General features: G+C 73.3%; 12 protein-coding genes, 1 tRNA gene and 3 pseudogenes. 7 read left to right on the forward strand and 9 right to left on the reverse strand.

Going from position 1 to position 17651, the window contains the following annotated elements; all coding sequences use genetic code 11:
- Nucleotides 1-410 precede the first annotated feature (410 nt).
- Nucleotides 411-1919, reverse strand: coding sequence for a hypothetical protein (locus tag ABZT03_RS20690; RefSeq protein WP_356041329.1), 1509 nt, complete (start codon nucleotides 1917-1919; stop codon nucleotides 411-413).
- Nucleotides 1920-2117: 198 nt separating this feature from the next.
- Nucleotides 2118-2205 (reverse strand) — tRNA-Leu (locus ABZT03_RS20695).
- Between the two features lie 141 nt (nucleotides 2206-2346).
- On the opposite strand from ABZT03_RS20695, the gene ABZT03_RS20700 reads away from it, so the two are divergent.
- On the forward strand, nucleotides 2347-3684 hold the full coding sequence (locus ABZT03_RS20700) for a DUF2254 domain-containing protein (protein ID WP_356041331.1): 1338 nt from the start codon (nucleotides 2347-2349) through the stop codon (nucleotides 3682-3684).
- A gap of 916 nt (nucleotides 3685-4600) precedes the next feature.
- Here the strand turns inward: ABZT03_RS20700 and ABZT03_RS20705 are convergent.
- The 4 genes from ABZT03_RS20705 to ABZT03_RS20720 form a co-directional block, all read right to left on the reverse strand.
- Nucleotides 4601-5278: a GntR family transcriptional regulator gene (locus ABZT03_RS20705; protein WP_356041332.1), complete on the reverse strand. Its 678-nt coding sequence runs from the start codon at nucleotides 5276-5278 to the stop codon at nucleotides 4601-4603.
- A gap of 205 nt (nucleotides 5279-5483) precedes the next feature.
- Nucleotides 5484-6431 (reverse strand): beta-ketoacyl-ACP synthase III, encoded by a 948-nt coding sequence (locus tag ABZT03_RS20710; protein WP_356041334.1) that lies wholly within the window; start codon nucleotides 6429-6431, stop codon nucleotides 5484-5486.
- A 150-nt stretch (nucleotides 6432-6581) separates the two neighbouring features.
- The gene (locus ABZT03_RS20715; protein WP_356041336.1) at nucleotides 6582-6716 is read right to left on the reverse strand and encodes a hypothetical protein; all 135 of its coding nucleotides are present in this window, start codon (nucleotides 6714-6716) and stop codon (nucleotides 6582-6584) included.
- On the reverse strand, nucleotides 6685-8016 hold the full coding sequence (locus ABZT03_RS20720) for an OFA family MFS transporter (protein WP_356041338.1): 1332 nt from the start codon (nucleotides 8014-8016) through the stop codon (nucleotides 6685-6687). Before ABZT03_RS20720 ends, ABZT03_RS20715 begins: the two co-directional genes overlap by 32 nt.
- Nucleotides 8017-8103: 87 nt before the next feature.
- Between ABZT03_RS20720 and ABZT03_RS20725 the strand changes: the two are divergent.
- The 3 genes and pseudogenes from ABZT03_RS20725 to fdhD form a co-directional block, all read left to right on the forward strand.
- A pseudogene (locus ABZT03_RS20725) lies at nucleotides 8104-8304 on the forward strand (oxidoreductase); the annotation flags it as partial.
- An 87-nt stretch (nucleotides 8305-8391) separates the two neighbouring features.
- A pseudogene (locus tag ABZT03_RS20730) lies at nucleotides 8392-8677 on the forward strand (4Fe-4S binding protein); the annotation flags it as partial.
- Between the two features lie 7 nt (nucleotides 8678-8684).
- Nucleotides 8685-9533, forward strand: a complete 849-nt coding sequence (gene fdhD / locus ABZT03_RS20735; protein ID WP_356041339.1) for a formate dehydrogenase accessory sulfurtransferase FdhD — start codon at nucleotides 8685-8687, stop codon at nucleotides 9531-9533.
- Nucleotides 9534-9603: 70 nt separating this feature from the next.
- Here the strand turns inward: fdhD and ABZT03_RS20740 are convergent, their stop codons facing one another.
- Both ABZT03_RS20740 and ABZT03_RS20745 read right to left on the reverse strand, forming a co-directional pair.
- Nucleotides 9604-10164: an isochorismatase family protein gene (locus ABZT03_RS20740; protein ID WP_356041341.1), complete on the reverse strand. Its 561-nt coding sequence runs from the start codon at nucleotides 10162-10164 to the stop codon at nucleotides 9604-9606.
- Between the two features lie 595 nt (nucleotides 10165-10759).
- Nucleotides 10760-11725: pseudogene (locus ABZT03_RS20745) on the reverse strand (bile acid:sodium symporter family protein); the annotation flags it as partial.
- 189 nt (nucleotides 11726-11914) lie between these two features.
- Between ABZT03_RS20745 and ABZT03_RS20750 the strand changes: the two are divergent.
- A complete protein-coding gene (locus ABZT03_RS20750) occupies nucleotides 11915-12793 on the forward strand; it encodes a LysR substrate-binding domain-containing protein (RefSeq protein ID WP_356041343.1) in 879 nt (292 codons plus the stop codon).
- A 40-nt stretch (nucleotides 12794-12833) separates the two neighbouring features.
- Here the strand turns inward: ABZT03_RS20750 and ABZT03_RS20755 are convergent, their stop codons facing one another.
- A complete protein-coding gene (locus tag ABZT03_RS20755; RefSeq protein WP_356041345.1) occupies nucleotides 12834-13814 on the reverse strand; it encodes an Lrp/AsnC family transcriptional regulator in 981 nt (326 codons plus the stop codon).
- Between the two features lie 120 nt (nucleotides 13815-13934).
- On the opposite strand from ABZT03_RS20755, the gene ABZT03_RS20760 reads away from it, so the two are divergent.
- A complete protein-coding gene (locus tag ABZT03_RS20760; RefSeq protein WP_356041347.1) occupies nucleotides 13935-15434 on the forward strand; it encodes an MFS transporter in 1500 nt (499 codons plus the stop codon).
- A gap of 325 nt (nucleotides 15435-15759) precedes the next feature.
- The gene (locus ABZT03_RS20765; protein WP_356041349.1) at nucleotides 15760-17586 is read left to right on the forward strand and encodes an AMP-dependent synthetase/ligase; all 1827 of its coding nucleotides are present in this window, start codon (nucleotides 15760-15762) and stop codon (nucleotides 17584-17586) included.
- Nucleotides 17587-17651 lie beyond the last annotated feature (65 nt).

The raw sequence follows: 17651 nt of genomic DNA on the forward strand, positions 1-17651 counted from the left end.
GTCGGCGTCAGATCTGTGTCACGGCTTCCGGTGCCGGCCGCGCAGCGGGCACCGGGCGGACGAGCACACCAGGATCACCTCGTACCGGGATCGGGGAACGACGACGGCGGTGTGGTCACGCACGGCCGGGCTCCCCTCACTGGTCGGGCTGGAACGGCGTGCACGGGCCGCTGTGACGGGGCGCGCAGGTCGTGTGGTGAGTGTAGGGAAGCGGAGTCGGGCGGGGCACCGGGTTTTCCCGGTCGCCGGGACGCCCGCGCCGGATCGTCCGCGTGCCACCGAACGCCGGGTGCCGGGGCCACCGCCTGGAGGAGCGTGCGGAAGGGCTGCCGCGGGAGGGCGCGGGCGCCCCTACCGTGGAGGCGGAGGCCGGGTGGCCTTCGCCGCCGTGTCACCCGTGCCGGTGACGTTCACGGCCGGGGTTCCGGTGCCACGCCCGGTGCCAGGTACACGCGCAGGGCGCCCGCCCGGTCGCGGGTCCAGGAACGGGCATAGTGGGGCCGATGGCCGCCGGGGGCCACCACAACGGCGACCGGCATCCGCCTGGCGGTCCTCCGGATGCCCTTCACCGTGGTGTTGGCGTTGTGGCCGCCGGTCGACGCCGACGAGCAGCCGGCGTAGTACCCGATGGGGATGTTCTCGTAGCCGGTGACCAGGCAGGGCGCGCTCACGCCCAGCCGGTGCAGTGCGGTGGCGGTGCGCTCCCAGTCCTCGTGGGCGGCGTCGGTGCGCTGGACGGTGCGGTCCAGCACGACGTACTGCACCGCCAGGTGACCGGCCAGTGCGAGCGCCACCAGCAGCACCACGACAGGCCGCCGGGACCGGCCGGTCGAGGCGACCAGGTGCACGAGCGCGTCGGCCACCGGGAGGGCGAGCAGCGCGTAGGCGGGCAGCAGGAAGCGCGGGGCGGCGTACCCGATCATGAAGAGGTAGGGGACGGCCACCGTCGTGGCGCAGGCCAGCGGCACCAGCGTCGCCGGAATGCGCCGGGCCCGCACGGCGATCATGAGCCCGAGGGCGGCGAACACGGGAAGCGCGAACCACCACAGCGTCACGGCCGGATGGGGCATGGCGCCGCCGCACGGACGGCACAGCGCCCGCCCGCCCAGACTGCGCAGTTGGTCCGCGACGGCTATGTGCCAGCCGAGGCCGCCCTGGATCGCGGAGGCGTCGGACAGCCGCCGGCCCAGGCCGCCATAGGACACGTACGCCTCGACGACCCACTCGGCAGCGCCGGCGGCCAGGCCCACGAGCAGGGCCGCCAGCAGTGCGGGGCGCCGCCACCGCCGTACGGCCACCAGCAGGGCGAGCAGCGGCAGGACCGCCCAGACGGCGTCCGTGGGACGCATCCAGGCCATCAGGGCGGCGCTCAGACCCACGCCCCAAAGAGCCTTTCGGTCACGGCTGTCGGCCTGGGCGTGCAGGAAGCAGCCGGTGCCGGCCAGGGCGCCGACGGCGACCCAGTAGTTCGGCATGGCCTGCGGGCCGTAGAAGACCGTCACCCAGAGGGAGGCGAACAGGCCGCCCGCGACGGCGCGCACCCACACCGGGAAGAGGCCCCGCCAGGCGCGCAGCGCGAGGAGGAGACCGAGGCCGGACAGCACCGCGAGGTAGATCCGCAGCAGGGTGACGGACGAGGACCACGACGCGATCGGTGCGACCAGCAGCGGGACGCCGCGGGCCCGGGGCGCGCTGAAGAACGCGCTCGGTACATGCGGGCTGACCTGGCTGACGTACACCGCCTCGTCCCAGCCGAGGCCCATCCCCGGTGGCACGAGGGCGAGTTGGGCCAGCACGAAGACGCCCGCCACGACCGCGATCCAGCCTTCGCCCCTGACCCGCCACCACGGGCCGGCGACAACCGGCGTCCGGGGCGGCCGACTGGCGCGTGACAGCGTGGCGTTACGGCCGACGGGCATGGCCCACCTTTCCCCCTATGGTCTGTACTACCGTTTTTCACCCTACAGTTCGCCGGTCGAGGGCACGGCCGGGTCGACGACCGCACACGGCGGGGCGACAGGGATGGCCGGAAACGGTGCGTCACGGCCGCGTGGAACGCAAAAACGCGGACCGGGAGGGTTCCCGACCCGCAGTGCGTGGTCCTGCTGGAAAACTGCTGGTGTCCGAGGGGGGACTTGAACCCCCACGCCCGATAAAGGGCACTAGCACCTCAAGCTAGCGCGTCTGCCATTCCGCCACCCGGACCAGGTGTCCGCCGCCTGGACGGAGGTGCTCCGCGCGGCGACGTGGACAACAATACCAAGCTTTCGGAGTGGCTTTCACCTGCATATCCGCGCCCCGGCGGGGGTCCCCTGGAGGAGCGGACGCTGCCTCTACAGTCTCACCATGGGTGACTGGAACACTACGGCCGGCCCGCCTCCCGGGCGACGGCGCCCCCGGACGTGGTCGCCGCTGCGGGAGCACCTGCGCGACACGTTCTGGTTCGCTCCGACCGTCGCCCTGGTCCTGGTGTGCGTGGTCTGGGCGGCCGGGTCGACGGCGGACGACGCGATCCTGACCGCGCTGCGCGACTCCGGCGACGAGGCCGCCGTAAGCGCTCTGCACGGGATCGCCGACGACGCGAAGACCGTGGTCACCACCATCAGCGCGGCGATGATGACCTTCATCGGCGTCGTCTTCAGCATCTCGCTGGTCGCGGTGCAGATGGCCGCCGGCCAGCTCAGCCCGCGCGTCGTGTCGGTGTTCGTGCGGAGCCGGATCACCAAGGCCACCTTCGCGGTGTTTCTGGCCACCTTCGTCCTGTCGCTGCTCGTCCTCACCTCCTACGACAGTCAGCCCGATCCCGCGCTGGTGTCCTCCACGCCGGTCGTCCAGTCCGTCCTCACGCTGCTGATGGTGGCACTGAGCGTGGTCCTGTTCGTGATGTACGTGAACGCCATGCTGAGGCTGATGCGGGTGGGGCACGTCGTCGACCTGATCACCGCGGAGTCACTGCGGGTCGTCGCCGACCTGCCACCGGCCGGCCCCGCCGGAGAGGCGACCGGACTCGGCCCCGAGACCGCCCGGCTCACCCATCGCGGCGCCCCGGGAGTGCTGCGGGACGTGAACATCGCCCGGCTGGTCCGTACGGCGCGACGGCACGGGATCGCGCTGCGGCTCATCCCCGGGATCGGGGACTTCGTCGTGCCGGGGACGCCGGTGTTCGCCGTGCACGGCGGCGTCCCGGGCCGGGGACCGGCGGCGCCGTACTCCCTCGTGTCGGTGAGCGCCGAACGCACCTTCCACCAGGATCTCGCCTTCGGGCTGCGCCAGTTGACGGACATCGCGCTGCGCGCCCTGTCGTCCTCCGTGAACGACCCGACGACGGCGGTGCAGGCCGTGGACCGCATCCTGCTGTTCCTCGCGACGGTGGCGCCGCGCCCGCTCGGCACCGCGGTGCACCGGGACCGTACGGGCACCGTACGGCTGGTGCGGCCCGTGCCGGACTGGCCGCGGCTCGTGGACCTCGCCCTCGCCGAGATCCGGGGATGCGCGACCTGCAGTCCGCAGGTCACCCGACGGCTGCTGGCCGGGGTGGACGATCTCCTCCGGGTCGTTCCCGCGGACCGCCGGGAGCCGCTCGTACGGCAGCGCGCGCTGCTGGTCCGGGCGGTGGAGCGGGCCGTGCCGGAGCCCGCGGACCGCGCCTTCGCCCTCCAGCCGGACCGGCAGGGCATCGGGTGACCGCGGCCGGCATCGACCCGCCGGTCCGGGGCCCGGGCCCCGGACGCCTGGTGGTGCGGTACGGGTTCCGGTCCGGGCCGGGCCGGGGTCCGGGCCGGGTCGGGACGGGGTCCGGTCGGGCACGGGGTCCCACCCGGCACGGAGTCCCGCCCGGCACAGGGTCCGGTCCGCTCCGTGCCGCGCCGGGCTCAGGTCCGGTCCGGGCCGGGCCGGGGTCCGGTCGGGCACGGGGTCCCACCCGGCACGGGGTCCCACCCGGCACGGGGTCCGGTCCGCTCCGTGCCGCGCCGGGCTCAGGTCCGGGCCGGGCCGGGTTGGCCCTCGTCCGGAGCGGACCGATGCGTCGGACGGTGCGGGCGTCGTGGACGCGGGCGGTACGGCGTTCCCGCGCCGGCCGCCCGTGTCACGTCATGCCACCTCACGTCACGGCGTCAGCTGGTGGTCCGGGAAGATTCCGGGCAGCCGCTCCCCCGCCGGGCCCTGGGTCACGGCCCGCACGAGGAGTGCGCCGCCGACGAACGCGCCCCGCCCGTCAGCCGACGCCCGCGGCCGGACCCCCCGGGTGCCCGCGCCGCGTCCCGGTTGGTCGACATGGATCCGCCCATGGCCTGGGCGACGACCTCGTACGCCTTGAAGCCCCTCGGTCACCTATCGCTTGGCCAGCGCGTACGCCCGGTCGTAGCCCCACGCTGCGACGACCACGGAGCCGAGACCGCGCGATCTCCGGGAAGTCCGCGACGAGTTGGGATCCAGGGAGGCGGCCCGCGCCCCCGTTCTGGGTGACTCTCCCCGCGTCGCGGGGTGAGTCACCTGCGGTGTGACACCGAGGCGGTGGCGTGGGCGGGAGCGCCGGGAGCCGTGGCGTCGTCCGACTCGCTGCCCAAGTCCCCTTGCTTGTCCGACGTATGACGTTTCGTCAGGACTCGCCGCGGGCCTGGTACGAGCGCCGGGTGTGTTCGGTGTGCTCGCGCATCAGCTGCGTGGCGCGCTGTTCGTCGCGCGTCGCGATCGCGCCGATCAGCTCGCGGTGCTCGATCCAGGACTGGTGTCCGCGCTGCCTGGCGACCGGCGTGTAGTACCAGCGGACCCGGCGGTCGACCTGTGCGGCGAGTTCGGCGAGCACCGCGTTGCCGGCGAGTTCCATGACCTTGGCGTGGAAGCGGGCGTTGAGGGTGACGGCGGTGTCCACGTCGTCGGAGGCGACGGCCTTGAGGCCCTGCGCGAGCAGGTCGTCCAGAGCGTCGATGCCGGCGCTGTCGGCGTTCGCCGCGGCGAGCCGGGCGGCCTCGGCCTCCAGGAGCGTGCGGACGGTGAGGAGCTGGTCCGCCTCGTCCTCCGTCGGCTCGTGCACGAACGCGCCCTGGGCGGGCCGCAGATCCACCCAGCCCTCGGTGTTGAGCCGCTGGAGCGCCTCCCGCACCGGCTGGCGGGAGACACCGAGGTGACCGGCGAGCTCGCTCTCGACGAGGTGCTGGCCGGGCCGCAGGGCCCGGGTGGTGATGAGTTCGAGCAGGGCCTCGTAGACGCGGTCGCGCAGCGGGCCGGGCCGTTCGAGCTTGGGCACCGCTCCCTGTGGCAGTCCTGGCGACAACATCGCGGTCCCCCTCCTGGACGACGCCGGGCGACCGCGGCCGGAGAGCCCGCGCCCGCGCCGTCACGGTCACTGGACAACCAGTGTCGATTGTCTTTCGTCTACAGTCTACGGCGCACAATGGCCAGTGAGATGTGCCGAGGGCAACCATCACACCACCGGCCGCCGCCAGCGGAACACCATCCTCCGGTCCGCCCGAGGGCAGGCCCTAGGGGCAGCGGACGACCTGTCCGGCGTAGGACAGGTTGCCGCCGAAGCCGAAGAGCAGGACCGGGTCCCCGGAAGAGATCTCGCCCTGCTCCACCAGCTTGGAGAAGGCGAGCGGGATGCTGGCGGCCGACGTGTTGCCCGATCGGGTGACGTCGCGGGCGACCACCGCGTTGACCGCGCCGATCTTCTGCGCCAGCGGCTCGATGATGCGCAGGTTCGCCTGGTGCAGGACGACCGCGGCGAGGTCCTCGGGGGCGAGCCCGGCCCGCTCGCAGGCCTGACGGGCGAGGGGCGGCAGCTGCGTGGTGGCCCAGCGGTAGACGCTCTGCCCCTCCTGCGCGAACCGCGCGGGCTGCCCCTCGATGCGTACCGCGTGCCCCATCTCGGGCACCGACCCCCACAGCACGGGCCCGATCCCGGGCTCCTCACCGTTCGCGCAGGCCTCCACGACGGCGGCCCCCGCGCCGTCACCGACGAGCACACAGGTCGTGCGGTCGGTCCAGTCCGTCACCTCGGACATCTTGTCCGCGCCGATGACCAGGGCCCGGGTCGCGGCGCCGGCCCGCACGGTGTGGTCGGCGGTGGCGAGCGCGTGGGTGAATCCGGCGCACACCACGTTGACGTCCATCGCGGCGGGCGAGGGGATGCCGAGCCGGGCCGCGACCCGGGCGGCCATGTTCGGGGACCGGTCCACGGCCGTCGACGTGGCGACCAGGACGAGGTCGATGTCGGCGGGGGTCAGGCCGGCCGAGGCGAGCGCCTTCGCGGCGGCGTGGCCGGCCAGCTCGTCGACCGGCTCGTCGGGGCCGGCGATGTGGCGCGTCCGGATGCCCACCCGGCTCAGGATCCACTCGTCGCTGGTGTCGACCAGACGCGCCAGATCCTCGTTGGTGAGTACCTTCGCGGGCTGGTAGTGGCCGACGGCGGCGATGCGCGAGCCGTTCATGGGTGGTTCCCCTCGTTGCCTTGGGTAGCGGGATCCACCAGTCTGATCAGTGACTCGCGGGTACGACGGCAGGTGAAGTCACAGGATTCGGGCGCCGGGGTTGTCGGCTTCCGTCACAGCCCCCCGGGCGCCCGGACCCTCCCGCGGACCTCACCCGGTGAACAGCTGCGTCGCCTTCTGCACGAGCTCGTAGACCCCGTACGCGAGCGGCGCTCCCACCCACAGCCAGGCGAAGGCGATGAGGCCCCGCCGGTCAGGCGGACTCTGACTGCTGTCGTTCGGCATCGGCGGCCTCCCTGGGGGCGGGGATGTGGTGGCGGGCGTGCACGGGGCGGACGAACTCGTTGGCGACGAACCCGACGACCAGCAGACCGATCATGATCACGAAGGACAGGCCGTACAGCGACGAGCCGTGTCTGCCGGCCGCCTCCTGCCGGTCCGCGATCCAGTTGACGATGAGCGGCCCGAGGACGCCCGCCGTGGACCAGGCGGTGAGCAGCCGCCCGTGGATGGCGCCGACCTGGTAGGTGCCGAAGAGGTCCTTCAGATAGGCGGGGATCGTCGCGAAGCCGCCGCCGTAGAACGACAGGATCACCAGCGCGCACAGGACGAACAGCGGCTTGGAGGAGTCGCCGAACAGGGCGATGAGCGTGTAGGTCAGCGCGCCCGCGCCGAGGTACAGACGGTAGATGTTCTTGCGGCCGATCAGGTCCGAGGTCGAGGACCAGCCGATGCGGCCCGCCATGTTGGCGGCGGACAGCAGGGCGACGAAACCGGCCGCCGCGGAGGCCGACACGGGGGTGGAGGTGTCCGCGAAGAAGTCCGTGATCATCGGAGCGGCCTTCTCCAGGATGCCGATCCCGGCGGTGACGTTCATGCACAGCACGACCCACAGGCACCAGAACTGCGGGGTGCGCACCGCGTCCCGGGCCGAGACCTGGGGGCCCGCCACCACGCTCGGCTTGTCCTCGGCCGGCTTCTCGCCGCGCGGCACGCGCACCAGGAGCACGCCGAGCAGCATGAACACCGCATACGAAAGACCGTGGACGAGGAACGCCAGGGCGATGCCGGAGCTGTCGGCGCCGAAGGAGTCCAGCATCTGCGCCGACCAGGGGGAGGCGATGAGCGCGCCGCCGCCGAAGCCCATGATGGCGATGCCGGTGGCCATGCCGGGCCGGTCCGGGAACCACTTGATGAGGGTGGAGACCGGCGATATGTAGCCGATGCCCAGGCCGATGCCGCCGACGAAGCCGTAGCCGAACACGATCAGCCAGTACTGCTCGGTGAACGCGCCGAGCGCGGAGAGCAGGAAGCCGGACGAGAAGCAGACCAGGGCGACGGTCATCGCCCAGCGGGGGCCGTTGCGTTCCACGAGCGTGCCGCCGAACGCGGCCGACAGTCCGAGCATCACGATGCCCAGCTGGAAGGGGAGCGCGCTCTGGGTGCCGCTGAGACCGAGCGCGGACTCCAGGGGCGGCTTGAACACGGACCAGGCGTAGGCCTGCCCGATGGAGAGATGGACCGACAGGGCGGCGGGCGGAACCAGCCAGCGGCTCCACCCCGGGGGCGCGAGTGGGGGACTCATGATCCCGAACGGTAGGGAGGCGTCCGGGCGTTGAGAAGTCAGCGGTCGACGGTATGCGATGAACGGTATCCGGCACGCGACGAACGGTCGGCGGTCGTCGCCGCCCGGAACGGCATCCCCTGGGGGTGCTCCCACCGCCACGGCGGCCCCTACGACGGCCACCGCCTCCAGAGCGCAGACCCCGGCGGCGCGGTCAGCGCGGTGCTCGCTCCCGAACGGGCCGTCGGCTGCGTCGTCCACGCGACGACCGAGCCGGCCGGTCCGGGCGTGGTCGGCCACCCCGAAGGCGGCCCGGCGGCGGCGGCGCGCGGCTCGTTCGGCATGTTCTCCTGCGCGCGGCCACCGACGAGATGAACTACGCGGCGCAGAAGTTCGCCCGACTCGGCGTGCGTGTACTGCGGCAACTGCGTCGAGGTGTGCCCCACCGGCGCCCTGTCCCAAGTCGGAGTTCGACATGCGCGCGGCGGGTACCTGGGACGAGTCGGCGCAGACCAGGGCGACCACGGTGTGCGCGTACTGCGGAGCGGGCTGCAACCTCACTCCGCGCGTGCAGGACAATGAGATCGTCAAGGTCACCTCGCCGCACGACAACCCGGTGACCCACGGCACTCTCTGTATCAAGGGCCGTTTCGGCTACCAGCACGTACAGAACCGGGGCTGATCAGGACATGGGACGAGTCACGGAACGACGCAGGGTGATCCGGATCCGGGACGGGGTGGTCTCCAGCCGCCCGGACACGCTCGTCGCCGAGGAGCCGCTGGAGATCAGACTGAACGGCAAGCCTCTCGCGATCACGATGCGCACCCCGGGCGACGACTTCGCGCTGGCCGCCGGGTTCCTGGTCAGTGAGGGGGTGCTGGGCGCCGCATCCGACCTGCAGAACATCGTCTACTGCGCCGGGGCGACCGTGGACGGTTCGAACTCCTACAACGTGGTGGACGTCCGGACGGCTCCCGACGTGCCCATGCCGGACATCACGCTGGAGCGGAACGTCTACACGACCTCGTCGTGCGGCCTGTGCGGCAAGGCGAGCCTCGACGCGGTCCGTACGACGGCCCGCTGGCCGATCGCCGACACTCCCCCGGTCCGGGTGGACCCCCAGCTGCTCGCGAGCCTCCCCGACCGGCTGCGCGCGGCCCAGCGGGTCTTCGACCGGACCGGGGGTCTGCACGCGGCGGCCCTGTTCGACGAGGACGGCGAACTGCTCGACGTACGGGAGGACGTGGGCCGGCACAACGCGGTCGACAAGCTGGTGGGGCGGGCCCTGCAGGACGGCGGGCTGCCGCTGTCGCGGGTGATCCTGCTGGTGTCGGGGCGGGCCTCGTTCGAACTGGCGCAGAAGGCCGTGATGGCGGGCATACCCGTGCTGGCGGCCGTCTCGGCGCCCTCGTCCCTGGCCGTGGACCTGGCCGCGGAGACCGGCCTGACCCTGGTGGGCTTCCTGCGCGGCACCTCCATGAACGTGTACGCGGGCGAGGACCGCGTCGCCCTGCGGGCCGCGGCCGCCCAGGGCTGAAACGGCCGCGCGGCACGGCGGCGGGGCCCCGGCCGGCGGGAAGCGCCCCCCTGCGCCGCGGGGCCCCGCCTCAGTCCTCGTCCCGGGCGCCCGGTGTGAAGCGCACCTCCGCGGCCCGTACGACCGAGCCGAGGCGCGGGAAGTCCAGCCGCACCGACGCCTCGTGCTCGGGTGCGGTGAGCGCCGTCATGGCGTCCTCGACGAAGACGAGGTCGTAGCCGAGGTCACCGGCCGCGCGGGCGGTGGACTCCACGCCGAGGTTGGTGGCGATGCCGCCGAACACGAGGGTGGTGACGCCGTGCGCGCGCAGCCGGTCGTCCAGGCCGGTGCCCTGGAACCCGCCGATCGTCCGCTTCACGATCTCCAGGTCACCCTCCCGGGCCAGACCGGCCGCCAGTCCGCTGCCCGACGGCTGTTCGGCGACGCCGGGCCGTTCGACGCGGACGAGCACGACGAGCGCGCCGGCCGAGCGGAAGGCTTCGGCGAGTTCCCCGGCGGTGGTGAGGACCTCGGCACCCTTGTGGGGCTCCAGGGGCAGGGCGACGATGCGGTCCATCAGGTCCACGAGCACGAGGGCGCTGCGCGCGGGATCGAGGGCGAGTCGGGGCTCGGTGGTGCCTGCTGCGTTCATGACGGAACGTTATCCGGCGTCAGCCGTCCGTGCCGGAGACACGGATCAACGCGGCGGTGAACGGAGCCCGTTCGGCGTGCGGACACGGCGGCCGGCAGCGGGCGCCGCATGGACCGGGCGGGACGGTGGCCGCCACTCCGCCGGCCGTGTCCGAGGACGTACGGGCGCGACGGCGGACGGGAGCGGGGCGCGGCCGGCGGTGCCGTGGCGCGGGTCAGCCGGAACGTGTCCCCGTACCGACCGCGTTTCGTGACCCTGCGGCTGCCCCCGAAGCACTGATCCCCGCGCCGGACCCGCCAGAACCACGGGCCCCGCCGGCGTCCCCGGGACCACCGGAACCATCGGAGTCGCCGGAGCCACCGGAGTTGCCGGAGCCACCGGAGTTGCCGGAGCCGCCGGAGTTGCCGGAGCCGCCGGGGTTGCCGGAGTCACCGGGGTTGCCGGAGTCACCGGGGTTGCCGGAGCCGCCGGGGTTGCCGGAGCCGCCGGGGTTGCCGGAGTCACCGGGGTTGCCGGAGCCGCCGGGGTTGCCGGCCTCACCCGCCCCGCCCGAATCCCCGGCCCGACGCGGATCGCCGTCGCCGGCCGGGTCGAGCGGGTCGCGGGCCCGGCGCTTGGCGATCACCGCGCACACCATGAGCTGCGTCTGGTGGAAGAGCATCAGCGGCAGCACGGCCAGTGAGGCGTGGGCCCCGAACAGCACGCTCGCCATGGGCAGTCCGGCGGCGAGGGACTTCTTGGAGCCGGCGAACTGGAGGGCGATCCGGTCCTCCCGGCCGAAGCGCAGGGCCCGTCCGCCGTACCAGGTCAGCGCCAGCATCACGGCGAGCAGCACGGCCTCGACGAGCAGCAGGCCGGCCAGGCGGAACGGGCTGACCTGGTGCCAGACGCCCTGCACCATGCCCTCGCTGAATGCGGTGTAGACGACGAGGAGGATCGAGCCGCGGTCGACGAGGCCGAGGACCTTCCTGTGGCGGGCGACGAAGCCGCCGATCCAGCGCCGCAGCAGCTGCCCGGCGAGGAACGGCACGAGCAGCTGGAGCACGATCTTGACGAGGGAGTCGGCCGAGAAACCTCCGCCGCTGTTGCCGAGCAGGGCGGCGGCGAGCAGCGGGGTGAGGACGATGCCGACCAGGGAGGAGAAGGAGCCCGCGCAGATCGCGGCGGGCACGTTGCCGCGGGCCATCGAGGTGAAGGCGATGGACGACTGGATGGTGGAGGGGACCAGGGTGAGGAACAGCAGCCCCTGGTAGAGCGGCTGGGTGAGGAGCACCGGGACGAATCCCCGGGCGGCCAGGCCGAGCAGCGGGAAGACGAGGAACGTGCAGGCCAGCACGGTGGTGTGGAGCCGCCAGTGCCTGAGCCCGTCGAGCGCCTCGCGGGTGGAGAGTCGGGCGCCGTAGAGGAAGAAGAGGAAGGCGATGGCGGCGGTGGAGGCGCCGGAGGCGATGTCGGCGCCCGTCCCGCGTGCCGGGAGCAGGGCCGCGAGGCCCACCGTCCCCAGCAGCAGCAGGATGTAGGGGTCGATCGGCAGCCGGCTCGGCCGTCGCAGGCGTTTCACGGTGCTCCACTGCTCCACTTGCTCGTGCTCGCGGCGGTCCGGCGGGCGGCCCTCGCCCGGCCGGGCCGGCGGCGGTCCGTCGGTCGGCGCGGGGCCGGACGGCCCCTCCCCATCGTGCTCCCTCCGCCAGCGATCGGGAATCCTGCATACCACTCTGACTGTCATCACGTTCCGCGATAGCCTGCCGGGGTGTACGACCCCTCCCAGCTGCGTACGTTCCTGGCGGTGGCGCGGACGCTGAACTTCACGCAGGCCGCCAGGCGGCTCGGGCTGCGCCAGTCGACCGTCAGCCAGCACGTACGGCGCCTGGAGGACGCCACCGGGCGGCAGTTGTTCGCGCGGGACACGCACTCGGTGGAACTGACGGAGGACGGGGAGGCGATGCTCGGCTTCGCGCGCCGGATCCTGGAGGTGCACGAGCAGGCGTCGGCGTTCTTCACCGGGGCGCGGGTGCGCGGGCGGCTGCGGTTCGGGGCGTCGGAGGACTTCGTGCTGACCCGGCTGCCGGAGATCCTGGAGGGTTTCCGCCTCGACCATCCCGAGGTCGACCTGGAGCTGACGGTGGAGCTGTCGGGCACGCTGTACGAGCGGCTGGCCGCCGGGAAACTGGATCTGGTGCTGGCGAAGCGGCGGCCCGGGGACATGCGCGGCGAGCTGGTGTGGCACGACGGACTGGTGTGGATCGGCGCGGAGCGGCTACGGCTGGACCCGGACCGGCCGGTGCCGCTGATCGTCTATCCGCCGCCGGGCATCACCCGGGCGCTCGCCCTGGAGGCGCTGGAGCGGCAGGGGCGCGAGTGGCGGGTCGTGTGCACCAGCGGCAGCCTCAACGGGCTGATCGCGGCGGCCCGCGCGGGCCTGGGCGTGATGGCCCACTCGCGGCGCCTGATCCCACCGGGTCTGGTCCGCGTGCCGGAGCGGTCCGGGCTGCCGGAGCTCGGCCGGGTCGACTTCGTGCTCGTCCACGGTTCCCGCCGCACCTCGGCCCAGGGCGCGGCGGACGCCCTGGCGACGGCGATCCAGGCCGGCGGCCACCGACTCCAGCGGCGTCAGCGCGAGGACGACTGACGACAGCGGGGCGTGAACGCGAGGACTGACGAGCGGGGCGTCAACGCGCCGGCGGCTGGTACGTCAGTTGCTTGACCCTGCGCAGCAGCAGGGACACCTCGACGTCCTGCACCCCCTCAAGCCGGCCGAGGGGGCCGCTCAGGTAGGCGTACAGGTCGGCCGTGCTGCGGGTGACCGAGGTGGCCACGATGCTGCACGGGCCGGCCGTCGCTACGGCGTAGGCGATCTCGTCGTGTTCCGCCAGGGCCTCGCCCACAGTCCGGAGGGCGGCCGGAGCGGTGGTGATCCACAGGAAGGCGAAGGCCGGGTAGCCGATGGCCTCGGCGTGGTACTCCACGTCGATGTAGACGGCTCCCGAGCCGAGCAGCGCGGCGAGCCGGCGCTTGACCGCGGACTCGGAGCGGCCGGTGGCGCGCTGGAGTTCCGGGTGGGTGGCCCGGCCGTCGCGTTCCAGCACGGCGAGCAGCGGTTCGTCCTCCGGGTCGATCCGGGCGGCCGGCCGCCCGGTCACGGGGCCGGGGCGCAGCGCCGCCACCTGGCCTGGGGTCAGCGCCCCCGACTTGCCGAGCCAGCCGGTGGGGCCGCCGTAGAAGCGGTGCAGGGTCTGGTGGGCGCGGATCTCCATCACGCGCGGAGTGCGCGGGAGTTTGCCGAGGAGCAGGTCGTCGCGGTCGTCGGCGCTGCGCGGGCGGGTGCCGAAGATGACCTCGGTGCCGCCGGAGGCGATGCCGATCCAGCTGGTGTCGGGGCGTTTGGCGAGCGCCTGCGCGATCGCGAGGGCGCTGTCGGGGACGCAGCGCAGGCGCAGGGTCCACTGGTCGTGGCCGAGGCGGGTGCCGTCCCGGACGGCGACGATCCGCAGGCCGCCCTCGGCGCACAGTCTGCGGTAGCGGCGGGCGACGGTCTGGTCGGAGACGCCGAGCACCTCGCCCAGCCGGCTGAAGGAGGCCCGCCCGTCGACCTCCAGCGCGCTCAGCAGACGCACGTCCAGTTCGTCGAAAGTGGGGGATTCCCGTCGCATGCCGTCCCCTGGTGTCGGATTCCGTCGGCCGGAGGCCGTCGACCGCCTCGATCGTCCGGTCGGCGTCCATGGTACGGGGCACGCCCGTACATCGGGCGCGACCTGTGAGGGAGTGGGGACATGCGTACATGGGGGCCGCTGACGGCGGTGTGCCTGGGCACGTTCATGTTGTTGCTGGACGTGACGATCGTCGTCGTGGCGCTGCCGGACATGGCGGTGGGGCTGCACGCGTCGCTGAGCGATCTGCAGTGGGTGATGGACGGGTACGCGCTGGCGCTGGCCGCGCTGCTGCTCGGGGTGGGGGCCGCGGCCGACGTGCTGGGGCGGCGCCGGGTGCATGTGGTGGGCGTCGTGCTGTTCGCGGCGGCGTCGCTGTGGTGCGGGGTGGCGACGGGGCCGGCGATGCTGGTCGCCGCGCGTGTGGTGCAGGGCGTGGGTGCGGCGGCGATGTTCGCGACCACGCTGCCGCTGCTGGGTTCGGTCTACCAGGGCCGGCAGCGCTCGGTGGCGCTCGGGGTGTGGGGCGCGGTCAGCGGCGCCGCGGCCGCGGTCGGGCCGGTGCTCGGCGGGCTGCTCACGGACGGGCCGGGCTGGCGCTGGATCTTCTACGTGAACCTGCCGGTGAGTGTGGCCGCGGTGTGGCTGACGCTGCGGGCGGTGCCGCAGTCGCGGGGTCCCGCCGGGCGCCGCGTCGACTGGGCGGGGACGGCCACGTTCGCGACGCTGGCCGGCGCGGTGACCTACGGCGCGGTGCGGGCGGGGTCGCACGGCTGGGGCGAGGCCGGGACGCTCGGCTCGTTCGCGGTGGCGGGGGTGGCGCTGGCCGCCTTCGTCGTGGTGGAGCGGCGGGGCGCCGATCCGCTGCTCGACCTGCGGCTGTTCCGCAAGCCCGGGTTCGTCGCGGTGATGGCGGGGGCGCTCGCCTTCAGCGCCGCCGCGTTCGGCGTCCTGCCGTACACCTCGCTGTGGCTGCAGACCCTGCTGGGGATGAGTCCGGTGCGCGGCGGGCTGGTCTTCCTGTGGCTGTCGGTCGCCTCGTTCGTGGTGGCGGCGGCCGGCGGGCGGCTGCTGCACGGGGTGCCGGCGCGGATCACCATCGGGGGCGGTCTGCTGCTGATCGGCTCGGGGCAGTTCTGCATGGCGGTCCTCGGCGCGAGGTCGGGGGCGAGCACGCTGATCCCCGGCCTGGTGCTGGTGGGGGTCGGTACGGGTCTGGTGTCGCCCGGCATCGCGGGGGCCGCGCTGGCCGCCGTACCGCCGGAGCGGGCGGGCATGGCGGGCGGTGCGGTGAACACCTTCCGGCAGCTCGGCTACGCGATCGGCATCGCCGTCTTCGGCACCGTGCTGACCTCGCGGATGCAGGAGAGCATGCCGCACGAGGCGGCGCACACCCTGGCGGGCGGTGGGGCGGGCGCGCTGCGCGGCGCGTTCTCCGAGCACGCCCTGCGGGCCGCGTTCGCGTCCGGCCTGAACACCGCGGCGGTGGCCGCCGGGCTGGTCGCGACCATCGCGGGGGCGCTGGTCCTGGCCCTGGTGAAGACCCCCGCGGCGGACGGCGGCGTACCGGCGCCGGCCGCTCCGGGGGAACCTGCGGAGGAGCGGGCCGTGCCGCGCGGCTGACCGGCGGGCGCGGGGCGGGCCGGGGACGGACGGGGACGGCGCGGGGGCGCGGCGACGGTGGGGCCGGCGGCACGTCGGCGGGGGCGGGGCGGGGCGTGGTCGACGGGTCGTACAGATTCGGTGGAGATTACGCTGCCGAAACTTACTCAACCGTCAGGTTTGTGTCCGACCCTTCCCCATGTGCGCCCATTGTGCACGGGTGACCAGCGAGTACGTGAGCCCTGCTCCGCTTCGGCCCCCCTCCCGCCCCGTGCCCGCGTGGGGTAGCTTTCACGGCGCTGAGCGGAGTGTCACCCACAGGGCGCCGAGGAGCGGGGAGCGGGGTTTGCGCGAGTTCACCAACCCTCCGTCGGCGTTGCCACCGCCGGTGGGCGGACTGGCCGACGTCGTCTTCCAGCATGCCCAGGAGGACCCGCTGCACATCGCGCTCGGCCGCAAGGACGAGACGGGGCAGTGGCGGGACGTGAGCGCCGCGGAGTTCCGCGACGAGGTACTCGCCCTCGCCAAGGGCCTGCTCGCACGGGGCATCCGCTTCGGCGACCGGGTCGCGATCATGGCCCGTACCCGCTACGAGTGGACGCTCTTCGACTTCGCGCTGTGGACGATCGGTGCCCAGGTGGTGCCGGTCTATCCCACCTCCTCCGCCGAGCAGTGCTTCTGGATGCTCTACGACTCCGAGTGCACGGCCGCCGTCGTGGAGCACGAGGACCACGCGATGACGATCGCCACCGTCATCGACCGGCTGCCGCGGCTCGGGCAGCTGTGGCAGCTGGACTCGGGCGCCGTGCAGGAGCTCTACGACGCCGGCGCCGCGCTCGACGACGAGGTGGTGCACCGGCACCGGCAGGCCGTCACGCCCGACTCGACGGCGACGATCATCTACACCTCCGGCACCACCGGCCGCCCCAAGGGCTGTGTCATCACCCACGGCAACCTGATGTTCGAGACGGACACCGTCATCGAGCGCTGGGAGCCGGTGTTCCACTCCAAGCGGGGCGACGAGGTGGCGACCCTGCTGTTCCTGCCGCTCGCCCACGTCTTCGGGCGGATGGTGCAGGTCGCCGCGATCCGGGGCCGGGTCCGCTTCGGCCACCAGCCGCAGCTCAACGCGGCCGCCCTGCTGCCCGACCTGGCCGCCTTCCGGCCGACGTTCTTCCTCGCCGTGCCGTACATCTTCGAGAAGGTGTTCAACGCGGCCCGCCGCAAGGCCGAGAAGGAGGGCAAGGGGGCCGCCTTCGAGAAGGCCGTCGAGGTGGCCGTGAAGTACGCGGACGCCACGGAGGCCAAGGCGTGGGGCAGCGGGCCGGGTCCCTCGGCGGCGCTGCGCATGCAGCACCAGGTGTTCGACAAGCTCGTCTACGCGAAGGTGCGGGCCGCGATGGGCGGCCGGGTGCGGCACGCGATGTCGGGCGGCTCGGCGATGGACCGCCGCCTGGGACTGTTCTTCGCCGGTGCGGGCGTGCACATCTACGAGGGGTACGGGCTCACCGAGACGACCGCGGCGGCGACCGCCAACCCGCCCGAACGCACCCGCTACGGCACGGTCGGCCGGCCGATCCCGGGGATGACCGTGCACATCGCGGACGACGGTGAGATCTGGCTGCGCGGCGACAACATCTTCCAGGGCTACCTCAACAACCAGAAGGCCACCGACGCCACCCTGCACGACGGCTGGCTGGCCACCGGTGACCTGGGGGCCCTGGACGAGGACGGCTTCCTGACCATCACCGGCCGCAAAAAGGAGATTTTGGTGACCTCCGGCGGCAAGAGTGTGTCGCCCGGGGTGCTGGAGGAGCGCGTCCGCGACCACCCGCTGGTCGCCCAGTGCATCCTCGTCGGCAACGACCGGCCCTACATCGCGGCCCTGGTCACCCTCGACCAGGAGGCCGTCGAGCACTGGCTGGCGATGCGCGGGAAACCGGGGATGACGCCGTCGGAGCTGGTGCGCGACGCCGACCTGGAGACGGAGGTGCGGCGGGCGGTGGTCGCCGCCAACACCCTCGTCTCCCAGGCCGAGTCGATCCGCACCTTCCGGATCCTCGCGCAGCCGTTCACCGAGGAGCACGGTCTGCTGACGCCCTCGCTGAAGCTGAAGCGCAAGGCGATCGAGAACGCGTACGCCGACGAGGTCGAGGCCCTGTACCGCGGCTAGTGCCGCGGCGGGCGACGTCTGACTGCCGCGGCGCCAGGAGCCGTCCGCCCCGATCGGCCGGACAG

The sequence above is a fragment of the Streptomyces sp. NPDC005574 genome (assembly GCF_040605435.1).
Classification (GTDB): domain Bacteria; phylum Actinomycetota; class Actinomycetes; order Streptomycetales; family Streptomycetaceae; genus Streptomyces.